We start from the raw sequence: 11,632 nt of genomic DNA, 5'->3' as shown, positions 1-11,632 counted from the left end.
AGTTGAATTTTTATTGATTGCCTTTGCAGGTATCTTTCTTTTCTACTATTCAAAAAAGCATATTGCACTACCCGTAAAAAAACTTGTTACAAATGTCGAAGCGATAAAAGAACACAATTTTTCCGTTACCTTCCCCGATTATAAAAATGAAATAGGTATACTTTCCCAGGGCATGGATGATATGTCCAAAGAGATACAAAACTTAATTGAGGATATGCAAAACCAGGTTAAGCAAAAAACGCTGGCACTTGAAAAAGCAAATCAAACTATTGAATTTTTGTTTTCGATATCACAGCAGTTAAGCACAGTTAAATTAACCTCTCCAATCTTATTTGACGCGCTAAATGCACTGGGTAAACAGGCAAACTTACGTAAAGTCTGTGTGGAATTAAATAATGGTACCTTCGTAAATAGTGCGCTGGGTTGTGCAAGCCTTGATCCTAATCTATTACGCATCCCTATTATTATTAACGCTAAACCTTACGGTTTTCTTAACTATGTGGTTAGTGAACATGAGCAGGATCATACTAGCCTTATTGAAAGTTTTACCGGACTTGTTGCTCGTGCTTTATATCAGGAAGAGCACAGTTTACAGGCACAAAAAATATTATTAATGGAAGAGCGTGGCATCATCGCACGTGAATTACATGACTCAATTGCGCAGTCATTATCGTTTTTGAAAATACAGTGCACTCTGTTACATCGCCAAGTCAGCGGCTCGCAACAAGAGCAAGCAAAACAAACAATCAACAATATTGAAGTTGCTGTTTCGGATGCTTATATCCAATTACGCTCATTGCTTTCTACATTTAGGTTAAGTGTTCCAGAATCTAATTTTAAAGAAGCGATGATAACTATGATAAAAACCTTACAAAAACAAACGCCTGCACTTATTACAATTAAACAGTTTGAAACACACTTTTATACGGATGCCAGCCAACATATTCATTTACTACAAATTGTTCGTGAAGCCATTATTAATGCCATTAAACATGCACAATGCACCTCGATTGAAGTTTCCTGCATTATTACTAATGAGAATAATGTATGGATTAGTATTATTGATGATGGCTGGGGAATTAAGGATAATGCACAAAAAGAAAACCATTATGGGCTGTCGATAATGAAACAGCGTGCAGATGAACTCGGTGCCACGCTTGCAGTTAACCCATTAGTAAAAGGAACTGAGGTGAAACTTATTTTCCCTTATAAAAAATCGTTACTTAATCAAGGAATTGAAAATGTCTGATTTAACACGCGTGATCATTGTTGATGATCACCCACTTATGCGTAAAGGCATTCAACAATTATTATCTATTGAAGCACGCTTTGAAATTATTGCAGAGGCGACAAACGGTATTGAAGCGGTCAGTTTTGCCAAAAAACTTCAACCCGATCTGATTTTATTAGACTTTAATATGCATGGTATTTCCGGATTAGAGACTTTAAAGGCATTACGCCAAAATGGCTGCTGTGCAAAAGTGATAATTTTAACGGTCAGTGATAATAGACAAGATGTGATTGCAATGATTAACCAGGGAGCCGATGGCTATTTGTTAAAAGATTCTGAACCTGAATCTTTATTGGAAAATATAATTAAAGTATTAGCAGGACAATTAGTAGTCAGTGAAAAATTAAACAGCTATCTTAATGAACTTGATCAGGAAGATAATATCCGCGACAAACTGTCTAACCTAACTAAACGAGAAGTGCAGATATTACAAGAAGTTGCTAAAGGATATAGTAATAAAGAGATTTCGGAAAATTTGCATATCTCTGAAGGTACAGTAAAAGTACACGTGAAGAGTTTATTAAAAAAAATGCAGATAAAATCTCGTGTAGAAGCAGCTGTTTTATATCTGCAACAGCCTAAATAAAAATTTTCGATTATAACTAAATCACTTAGTTCTGTATTTCTAAGTGGTTTGTCTATCTAAATATTTATATAATTCATTCTAACAATGAATTTTCTCTTTATGCGCGGAAACTATGCTTTCAGAATCATTAAAAAAACAGATCCGTGGCAGTTATGATCTTATTACTCAAGCGTTACCCAACTTCAGCAAACGTAAAGCTCAGAACTATTTAGTAGCTGAAATAGCAAAAGTACTTGCTGGTGAATATGACAAATCGAGGCGAATACTTGTTGCCGAAGCAGGCACGGGTATCGGTAAATCATTAGCTTATATCCTAGCAGCCCTGCCGGTTGCACAGCGATTAAATAAAAAGCTGATTATCTCAACAGCCACAATCACCCTGCAAGAGCAGTTAATCAATAAAGATCTGCCCTTCTTTTTACGTCACAGTGATTATAAATTTTCATTTACTCTGGCAAAAGGCCGTCAACGTTATTGTTGTGAGCACAAATTATTCAGCACTCAACAGGAAACACCCCAGCAGATCCTCTTTGAAGAAAAACCGCAAGCAGGTGATAAGGCTTTATTAAAAGATTTAAATGAGGCTTATCTGTCAGGAAAATGGTTAGGTGATCGCGATAGTTGGCCGAAAACAATTCCAAACCGCATATGGCAACATATTGTATCTGATAAATTTAGCTGTAAACGTGCGCTGGCAAATCATCGTCAGTGCCCGTTTCATCGCGCGCGAGATGATATCAATAAAGCAGATGTTATTGTTGTTAACCATGCATTACTGTTAGCTGATCTAGAGTTGGGGGGGGGTATTATATTACCAGATCCTGACAGCTGTTTTTATATATTAGATGAAGCACACCATCTTCCGAAAATATCACGCGATTTTTCCAGCGCACGCGCAAGTATTATAGGCAGCCAGGATTGGCTTAAAAAAGTCAAACAGCTAAATCAGCATATCAACAGGGTGATTAAGCGACAAACCACCATAACACCATGTTTAAATATGCTGGAAAGCGCTGTTGAATTAAGCAAAGATCTTAAACTTGTTGAACAGTATTTCAACAATAACCCGCAATATTTCAGTGAATCAGAGCAATACCGTTTTGAGATGGGTGAACTGCCTGAAGCTTTGACCATTCCAGGCTGTCATTTAAAGGAAGAGAGCAAAAAGTGTTTATCAGCCTTAAATAAACTAGCAACAATTATTAATGAAGAGATCAAAGATGGTAATGTAAAAATGGCGGAAGCGGAGCCATTATTGATTGAGTCAGGTTTTTTCTTACAACGTCTGGAAAACATGCATGCACTTTGGCTAATGTTAACCAAAGAGCGTTCTAGCAAACAGACGCCAATTGCCGCCTGGGCAGAAAAAGAAAAAAATGATATTTATTTAAATGCCTCGCCGATTGAAGTTGGCGGTATTTTAGAATGTATGTTTTGGTCGCAGGCAGCAGGGGTGATTTTATGCTCCGCAACATTAACCTCACTTAATAATTTTGAATACTTTAAACGTCAAAGTGGCTTAAAAAGTAATGACGGCACGCAATACTTACGCCTAAAATCACCTTTTAATTATCCAACCGTTCCCTTAATTGTTTCGGATATGCAGCACGATCCGACACAAGCTGACTTTGACAATGAGCTGGTTGAGAAAATTGACGATTACCTGCAGGATAAGCAGGCTAACTTAGTTTTATTTGCATCCTATTGGCAAATGAATTTAGTTGCCGATAAACTTGCCAAAAAATATACTAACGCATTATTAGTACAAGGTGAATTATCACGCAGTAAACTGATTGAAGTGCATAAACAACGTTGTGACAAGGGCCTGACCAGCATCCTGTTTGGAACAGGAAGTTTATCGGAAGGGCTTGATTTACCAGGTCATTACTTAACAAACTTAATGATCACTAAATTACCTTTTGCCGTGCCTAATTCACCTGTTGAGGAAGCGCATTCCGAGTGGATAAAAGCACAAGGCGGTAATCCCTTTATGCAACTTTCTATTCCTGAAACCAGCAAAAAACTTATTCAAGCTTGTGGACGATTAATCCGTAAAGAAAATGATACAGGTCAAATTATAATTTTAGATAAACGTGTAAAAACAAAACGTTATGGGAAAGGTTTACTTGATGCCCTGCCCCCTTTTAATATTCAATTTGAGAAAAACAGTAATGACTGAAGTTTTATTTGATCCGAGTAGCTGGGCTTTAATTATCGTCGTTGGCCTATCTGCGGGTTTTATCGATGCGATTGTTGGCGGAGGCGGAATGTTAACTGTACCAACATTATTAAGCTTAGGACTACCACCACACTTAACACTTGGCACAAACAAGCTGTCAGCCTGTTTTGCATCGGGTACTGCCGCTTATACCTATTTTAAAAAACAGCTTTTTAACCCCCATTTTTGGCTGCAAAGTTTTTACAGCACACTTATTGGTGCGTTAACGGGTACTATTTTTATCAATTTAATTGCCACTCAGTGGTTAGAAAAAGTGTTACCTCTGATTATTTTGAGTGTTGCGCTGTACAGCTTATTTAACCGTATGGCTGATATTGATAATTATCAATTGCCTGCAAACAATTTTGCTTTGCGAATTAAACAGAGTGTGCAAGGTTTTATTTTAGGCTTTTATGATGGAGCATCAGGTCCCGGAACAGGGGCATTCTGGGTAATATCCACGATGCGTTTATATCGTTTGCATATTTTGCTTGCAAGTGGCATCGCTAAATCGATGAATTTCACCAGTAACCTGACCTCGCTGGCAATTTTTATCTATTTTGGACAAGTGAATTGGTTAATCGGCTTAACAATGGGCGGTTGTTTAATGCTTGGAGCCTATATTGGCGCACATTCAGCCATTCATTTTGGTGCAAAATTTATACGACCAATTTTTATCTCAATTGTACTGATTATGGCTGTTAATTTAGGATACAACGCATGGCTGAGTTAAAGCAAAGTGAATTAAGTTCATACCATTTACTTTTAAAACAGTTAAAAGATCAGCTCTGTGATTTAAGTAAACGTTGTGTAAAACTGGACAGTAAAATTAAACAAACAGAAAATCACTGTTTTGTTTTTGAAATTCATCTTTTCTCAAAGCGTAGCCTTAGCCTTGCGGGCTATATAAAACAGATGGAAAAAACATTTAATTCATTACAGGATGCGATAAATAAAGAACTTCCAGAGGTCCTTATTAAACATGAATGCGAACTGTTTGTCGGCCAGTTTCATGTTTTATTGCAACTTGTACAAGGATTAGAAAAAGGTGAAGCAGATCTGTTATATAAATCCTACTCTTCTCCTAAAGAGCAGATATACCAACAATTGCAGAAACAATACCAATATGAGCATCGTTTGTTAAATATGATTTCTGAACAAGAAGAGATATTAGCAGGAAGTGAATCTGCACAAAAATCCTATATTAAAGAAAAAATAGAGGCTTTAAAAATTCGTTATCAAAAATGTAATACCTTCACCCAAAAATTAGAGTTTAAATTAGAAGATATAAAAGATGAGTGAACAAAAAAATAACAGTGGTAGTTTATCTGATGCCCCAAAATCGGTACAAATTGCAGTAGATCTAATCCAACTGTTAGAAGAAAACCAAATTGAAACGGCTATTGCTATTGAAGCTCTTGAGATTGTTTTAAATGATTTCAAAAAAAAACAGATGTTATATAGATAACATCTGCTTTAATTAAAACTGTAATTAGATTTATATTGCGAATCTAGCAACGCTTTGATCTACACTTTCTGAAAGTGATTTCACGTTTAAACTTTCAGTTCTGGTTTGTTCACTTGCTTGTCCCGTTTCAACTGAAATATCACTGATACTGACCATGGCACGAGCGACTTCTTCCGAAACTGCAGCTTGCTCAGTGGTTGCCGAAGCAATTTGTCCAGTCATATCATTGATTTGCAGTACATGCCTAACAACTAATTTTAAATTTTCATCAGTTTTTGCAGCTGATTCAATTGTCTGTTTAGCGGCCTCTTTACCCGCTGACATACTGTCTGCAGCAGTTTGCGATAAGCTCTGTAATTTTTCGATTATTTTCTGAATTTCAACAGTCGAATTTTGCGTGCTGTGTGCCAAACTTCTTACTTCATCCGCAACAACAGCAAATCCACGTCCGGCTTCACCAGCTCGCGCCGCTTCTATGGCTGCATTTAATGCAAGTAAATTTGTTTGATCAGAAATGCCGGTAATAACATTCAATACCTCAGCAATTTCAGTGGATCCCTGTTTAAGTTCATCGACAACTAAGCTCGCATGGTCGATTTTTTGTGATGCATTATCAATCAAGCCCATTGTATCTACGACCATACGACTTGCTTCATGGATCATATCTCGCGCTTCGGCTGTAGTATTTGAGGCATTAACGGTATTACCTTCCACCTCTTTAACAGTTAATGACATCTGTTCAATCGCACTAACAACTGTTTGAATCTCTTCACTTTGTTTGCTGACACCTCGGTTTGTTTGTCCCGCAATAACCGACAAACTTTCAGAAGCAGTTGTCAGGTTTTGAGATGAGCCGACAAGTTTCTCTACTAAACTATGGAACTCGCTAAGCATCGAGTTTATCGTTTTACTTAATGCACCAAGTTCATCATCATTTAAAATATCCAAACGTTGTGTCATGTCACCTCGTTCAGCTTTAACCATCACTTTTTGAATATTTTCGATAGGGTTAATAACTGCAGAGATAATAAAGAATGCGATTAAAATAAGGCCAATAAAAAAGATGCTTACCATAATCACCATAGCGATGATATTTTCATACACTTTTTCATTAAGATCACTAATGTAAATACCAGTACCGACAACCAGGTTCCAAGGTTTAAACAAAATAGCATAGGATAATTTATCTTCTGAGACACCATTGCTGGCACGTTGGAATTGGTATTCAACATAACCCCGGCCATCAGAATTCTGCGTGCTGTTTATAATGTCCTGATAAAGAAATCGCCCATTTGCATCTTTAATGTTGGCAACGTTAACTCCGGTTTTTTTACCTTTCAAAGTTGCCTGTAAAGTCATATCGGTGCTGACTGCAAAAAAATAGCCATTGCCACTGTACTGTAACTCTTGCACGGTTTGATAAAATGTTTGCTGTGCTTGATCAAGCGTTAAATCGCCAGCTGTTACTTTTTGCTGATATGATTTTAGTAAACCTTCTACTGATTCAACCTGAACTTTTAACTGTGTTTTTCTATCTTCATACATTTCATCTTTGACTAAACTGATACTTCGATAACCAATAATTAATATGGCCAATAAGGCGAAAAAGACGAAAAAATACACTTTTTGTTTGATGGTAAATGACATGGAAACCCTTCATATTTATAAATACATATAATAATTTAACATTATTTGAGATGCCGGAATATTACATGATATTACACAGCCCTTACAATACTATGCAGAACTGTTTTCAGTGATATCTAACTAATTGTATTTAAAGATTAACAGTTGCAAATAACGCTTATAGATTCAAAAACATTCAAAGCAGTCTTTATTACTGTATGTTATATAACTGACAAGAAGATTATCTACGCGCGATGTTCTCGGCCCCTGCTCAAGCCATTTCAACATATGTTCAATTTTTTCCCTTTCACCAAACATCAGGACTTCAACATCACCACAATACAGATTCTTTGCATGCCCGGTTAAATTATATTTACTTGCTTCCCTGCTGGTATAATAACGAAAACCAACACCTTGAACCATACCGCTTACAATCACTCTACAGCCGATATTTTCCATTTGCGCCCCCTTTTCTAGCTACCAATTAAGTTTAGGGTAGTTGTGAAATAAAGGTAAGTGTAGTTAAAAACAGTGTAGAAAAGAAAGGATAAAACTTTTAGTAATAGGATAAAACCGGAAGATTGGCTTTAATAATGCTCTGTATAAATACAAAGCATTATTATATAGCCAAAACACTGCAAGATGCAGGAATCAGCATCTTGAGGTGGTTTGGCTATGGCTGTCAAGACTACTGTTTACGCCAAGTTGTACCGTTTGGCCCATCTTCTAGTACTATTTTTAATGCCGCTAATTTATCACGCGCATCATCAGCACTCGACCAATCTTTATTTGCACGAGCATCGTTGCGTTGTTTGATAAGTGCTTCAATCATAACGACTTCATCTTCACTTTCATCACCTTGTAAAAAGTGCTCCGGTGATTGACTTAATAAACCCAGTACATTTGCAATATTAACTAATAAACAAGCTGAAGTAGCAGCCTGTTGTTTATTACTAATCTTTAATCGATTTATCTCTTTAGCAAGATCAAACAACACCGCCAACGCTTCCGGTGTATTAAAATCATCATCCATTGCTTTGCAGAATTGTAAATAATGGGGATCACTTTTATCTAACTGACAATTTGAAATATCCAAATCACGGATTGATGTATACAGACGTTCAAGACTCGCACGCGCTTGCTTAAGATTATCTTCAGAGTAATTCAACTGGCTGCGGTAATGGCCTGAAATTAAAAAATAACGAACTGATTCACTGTCATAAACGTCCAGTACATCTTTGATAGTAAAAAAATTGTTTAATGACTTGGACATTTTTACTTTATCAATCTGTACCATACCTGAATGCATCCAAGTATTTACATATTGACCATTATGAGCACAACAAGACTGTGCTATCTCATTTTCATGATGAGGGAATGAAAGATCCGAACCACCACCATGAATATCAAAAACTTCACCAAGGTGTTCGTTGTTCATTGCCGAGCATTCAATATGCCAACCTGGTCGGCCATTACCCCATGGAGACTCCCAATAAGGCTCATTCGCTTTAGACATTTTCCATAACACAAAATCAAGCGGATTATGTTTACTCTCTTCCACATCAACACGAGAGCCTGCTTGTAACATCTCGAGATTCTGCCCGCTAAGTTGTCCATATTCAGCATAACTTTCAACAGAAAAAAGTACATCGCCATTTTCTGCAACATAAGCATGCTTTTTATTAATTAATTTTTCAATCATAGAGATAACTTCGGGCATATGGTCAGTTACCCTGGGCTCTAAATCCGGGCGTAACATATTTAGCGCGTCGAAGTCATCATGCATCGCTTTAGTAAAACGTGTCGTTAATTGCTCACAAGTCTCATTGTTTTCATTGGCACGTTTAATGATTTTGTCATCGACATCGGTAATATTACGAATGAAATTCAAATCGTAACCGCTGAACCGCAGATAACGTGCAACAGTATCGAAAGCTACAAATGTTCTTGCATGTCCAATATGACAATAATCATAAATGGTTACACCACACACATACATGCCGACCTTGCCGGGAATAAGCGGTTTAAATTGTTCTTTTTGTCGTGTCAGTGTGTTGTATATTTTTAGCATGCGGCTTCCAGTTTATAACTATAAAAGCGCTATTCTAACCTGCTAATAAGACAAATTCACCCTTTGTATTTAACGAAATACGATGTTGATGTATGATACCGTTTTTTTACAGAGACAGGACCTTACTATGGTTACTTTACATACAAACTTCGGTGATATTAAACTTGATTTAAATGAAGAGAAAGCACCAAAAACAGTGGCTAACTTTATTAAATACGCACAATCAGGTCATTATGACAATACAATCTTCCATCGTGTTATTGACGGTTTTATGATCCAAGGTGGTGGTTTTGCTTCTGGAATGGAAGAAAAAGACACTAACAAGCCTGTTAAAAATGAAGCAAACAATGGTCTGTCTAATACAAAATACTCTGTTGCAATGGCTCGTACAATGGAACCTCATTCAGCTTCAGCACAGTTCTTTATCAATATTAATGATAATAAATTTTTGGATTTTAAATCAGAAACAACGGATGGCTGGGGCTACTGTGTATTTGCACAAGTTGTAGAAGGTACCGACGTTGTTGATAAAATTAAAGATGTTGCAACAGGTAATTACGGTTATGTGCATCAGGATGTGCCGCTTGAAGATGTGGTTATTGAAAAAGTAACGGTAGCTTAACATGCGTACACTCTTCATTGCTGATTTACACCTTAGTGAACATCAACCTAAAATAACCGATGCTTTCTTTTCGTTTTTGGAAAATGAAAAGGGAGATGTCGATGCTTTGTATATTTTAGGCGATCTATTTGAGGTGTGGATTGGTGATGATGAGCATACGCCGTTAATGGATGAAGTGGCAAAACGAATTTCTGCCTATAGCCAAACAAACCAGATCAAAATTTATTATATTCACGGTAATCGTGATTTTATGATTGGTAAAAAGTATGCAAAACAATCTTCTATGCAATTATTAAATGATCACAGTGAAATTGTTCTGTACGGTAAAAATGTATTAATTATGCACGGGGATACTCTCTGTTTAGCAGATAAAAATTACCAGAAAATGCGTGCGGTAATTCATAATCCATTTTTACAATTTATCTTTAATTTAATGCCACTGTTTATTCGCAAGAAAATTGGTTGGAAAATCCGCAGCGCCAGTCAATCCAAAAAAGTATACAAAAATAAAAATGTAATGGGTGTAACGCAAAGTGAAGTTTTACGCTTGATGAAAAAACATCAAGCTCAAACACTCATTCACGGCCACACTCACCAGGTCGCAGAACATCAATTTCAATTATCAAACCAGCCAGCTTGTCGTTTTGATGTCGGGGATTGGTCTGATAAATTTAGTTTTATAGAAGCGCAGAAAGACAGATTTGAGTTGATAATTCGCCCAATTGATTATTATTCTCTGTAAGTAAATGATCGATTTAGCGCGCTTTTAATAATCTGCGCAGAACTTTACCTACATTATTTTTCGGCAGATCATTTACAATTTCAATTAACTTTGGTCTTTTATAAGCAGTAAGATGTTTATGGCAGTGATTATGAATATCCTGCACTGTAATTGAGTAGTCTTTTAAAACAACAAATAATTTAATTTTCTCGCCTGATTGCCCGTTATCAATGCCAACAGCTGCACTTTCTAATATTCCCTCAAGCTCGGCAACAACACCTTCTATTTCATTTGGGTATACATTAAAACCAGAAACTAAAATCATATCTTTTTTACGATCAACAAGATGTAATAAACCTTGCTCGTCGAATAAACCTATGTCTCCACTTTTAAACCAACCGTCTTGTAAAACAAGATTAGTTTCTTCTGGATTATTCCAATATTCACGCATCACTTGCGGGCCTTTGATCTCAATTTCACCTGCAAGATTAAATTCATTTATTAGTTCCCCCTGCTCATCACGAAGGCGAATATCAGTACCTGGTAAAGGCAAGCCAATTGATCCATTAAATGTCTCAGTATTATATGAATTGACACTAACCATAGGCGCGCATTCGGTTAGACCATAACCTTCTATAACAACACTGCCTGTTTTATTCTGCCATTGCTGTGCAACGGAGGCTTGTGTCGCCATTCCCCCTGCTAATGTAATTTTTAAGTGACTAAAATCGATATCTGAAAATTTAGGATGCACAAGCAAGGCATTAAACAGGGTATTAAGCCCCGTAAAATAGGTGAAAGAATATTTTTTTAACGTCGAAATAAACGCTGTGATATCTCGAGGATTGGTAATTAGTATATTACGGCAGCCAGCTTTCAAAAAATATAAGCAGTTAACAGTCAATGCAAATGCATGGTAAAGAGGTAATGCGGTGACAACAGTGTCTTTGCCTTTATTGACAACACAACCAAAAACTCCGTCAGCCTGCATTAAGCTGGCAATCATGTTTTTATGAGAGAGTATGGCAC

12 protein-coding genes are annotated in these 11,632 nt (G+C 36.6%); 8 read left to right on the top strand and 4 right to left on the bottom strand.

The genetic code is table 11. The features are described from left to right. The 6 genes from AC4GME_RS03615 to AC4GME_RS03590 all read left to right on the top strand — a co-directional run. On the top strand, positions 1-1,249 hold a 1,249-nt coding region (locus AC4GME_RS03615), incomplete at its 5' end, for a histidine kinase (protein WP_490379029.1). Continuing rightward, complete coding sequence (gene narL / locus AC4GME_RS03610) at positions 1,242-1,877, top strand: two-component system response regulator NarL (protein WP_490376207.1); 636 nt, start codon at positions 1,242-1,244, stop codon at positions 1,875-1,877. The genes AC4GME_RS03615 and narL, both read left to right, overlap by 8 nt. A 112-nt stretch (positions 1,878-1,989) precedes the next feature. Continuing rightward, positions 1,990-4,056 (top strand): ATP-dependent DNA helicase DinG, encoded by a 2,067-nt coding sequence (dinG, locus tag AC4GME_RS03605; RefSeq protein ID WP_490379028.1) that lies wholly within the window; start codon positions 1,990-1,992, stop codon positions 4,054-4,056. After that, positions 4,049-4,828, top strand: a complete 780-nt coding sequence (locus AC4GME_RS03600) for a sulfite exporter TauE/SafE family protein (RefSeq protein ID WP_490379027.1) — start codon at positions 4,049-4,051, stop codon at positions 4,826-4,828. The genes dinG and AC4GME_RS03600 overlap by 8 nt, the downstream gene beginning before the upstream one ends. After that, complete coding sequence (gene priC / locus AC4GME_RS03595) at positions 4,816-5,397, top strand: primosomal replication protein PriC (protein ID WP_490376204.1); 582 nt, start codon at positions 4,816-4,818, stop codon at positions 5,395-5,397. Before AC4GME_RS03600 ends, priC begins: the two co-directional genes overlap by 13 nt. Beyond that, the gene (locus AC4GME_RS03590) at positions 5,390-5,563 is read left to right on the top strand and encodes a YbaM family protein (RefSeq protein ID WP_490379026.1); all 174 of its coding nucleotides are present in this window, start codon (positions 5,390-5,392) and stop codon (positions 5,561-5,563) included. The genes priC and AC4GME_RS03590 overlap by 8 nt, the downstream gene beginning before the upstream one ends. A 30-nt stretch (positions 5,564-5,593) precedes the next feature. On the opposite strand, the gene AC4GME_RS03585 is transcribed toward AC4GME_RS03590, so the two are convergent. The 3 genes from AC4GME_RS03585 to cysS form a co-directional block, all read right to left on the bottom strand. Further along, positions 5,594-7,210, bottom strand: coding sequence for a methyl-accepting chemotaxis protein (locus tag AC4GME_RS03585; RefSeq protein WP_490379025.1), 1,617 nt, complete (start codon positions 7,208-7,210; stop codon positions 5,594-5,596). A 165-nt stretch (positions 7,211-7,375) separates the two neighbouring features. Then, positions 7,376-7,648: an acylphosphatase gene (yccX, locus tag AC4GME_RS03580; protein ID WP_490377335.1), complete on the bottom strand. Its 273-nt coding sequence runs from the start codon at positions 7,646-7,648 to the stop codon at positions 7,376-7,378. 229 nt (positions 7,649-7,877) lie between these two features. Beyond that, a complete protein-coding gene (gene cysS / locus AC4GME_RS03575) occupies positions 7,878-9,260 on the bottom strand; it encodes a cysteine--tRNA ligase (RefSeq protein ID WP_490379024.1) in 1,383 nt (460 codons plus the stop codon). A 127-nt stretch (positions 9,261-9,387) separates the two neighbouring features. Here cysS and AC4GME_RS03570 point away from each other — a divergent pair, with 127 nt between their 5' ends. Beyond that, entirely contained in the window at positions 9,388-9,882 is a 495-nt protein-coding gene (locus AC4GME_RS03570; protein WP_490377337.1) for a peptidylprolyl isomerase, read from the top strand. A 1-nt stretch (position 9,883) separates the two neighbouring features. Further along, the gene (locus AC4GME_RS03565) at positions 9,884-10,624 is read left to right on the top strand and encodes a UDP-2,3-diacylglucosamine diphosphatase (protein WP_490379023.1); all 741 of its coding nucleotides are present in this window, start codon (positions 9,884-9,886) and stop codon (positions 10,622-10,624) included. Positions 10,625-10,637: 13 nt separating this feature from the next. Here AC4GME_RS03565 and AC4GME_RS03560 read toward each other — a convergent pair. Continuing rightward, on the bottom strand, positions 10,638-11,632 hold a 995-nt coding region (locus AC4GME_RS03560), incomplete at its 5' end, for an AMP-binding protein (protein ID WP_490379022.1).

The sequence above is a fragment of the Psychromonas sp. genome (assembly GCF_983033635.1).
The sequence above is the reverse complement of the archived record's forward strand: the minus strand, read 5'-3'. Positions and strand labels throughout refer to the sequence as shown.

Bases quoted from the DNA above. Each gene is read 5' to 3' on its own strand.
- dinG (WP_490379028.1), top strand. From the start codon at position 1,990: ATGCTTTCAGAATCATTAAAAAAACAGATCCGTGGCAGTTATGATCTT.
- AC4GME_RS03585 (WP_490379025.1), bottom strand. From the start codon at position 7,210: ATGTCATTTACCATCAAACAAAAAGTGTATTTTTTCGTCTTTTTCGCC.
- AC4GME_RS03565 (WP_490379023.1), top strand. From the start codon at position 9,884: ATGCGTACACTCTTCATTGCTGATTTACACCTTAGTGAACATCAACCT.
- priC (WP_490376204.1), top strand. From the start codon at position 4,816: ATGGCTGAGTTAAAGCAAAGTGAATTAAGTTCATACCATTTACTTTTA.
- cysS (WP_490379024.1), bottom strand. From the start codon at position 9,260: ATGCTAAAAATATACAACACACTGACACGACAAAAAGAACAATTTAAA.
- AC4GME_RS03590 (WP_490379026.1), top strand. From the start codon at position 5,390: ATGAGTGAACAAAAAAATAACAGTGGTAGTTTATCTGATGCCCCAAAA.
- AC4GME_RS03570 (WP_490377337.1), top strand. From the start codon at position 9,388: ATGGTTACTTTACATACAAACTTCGGTGATATTAAACTTGATTTAAAT.
- yccX (WP_490377335.1), bottom strand. From the start codon at position 7,648: ATGGAAAATATCGGCTGTAGAGTGATTGTAAGCGGTATGGTTCAAGGT.
- narL (WP_490376207.1), top strand. From the start codon at position 1,242: ATGTCTGATTTAACACGCGTGATCATTGTTGATGATCACCCACTTATG.
- AC4GME_RS03600 (WP_490379027.1), top strand. From the start codon at position 4,049: ATGACTGAAGTTTTATTTGATCCGAGTAGCTGGGCTTTAATTATCGTC.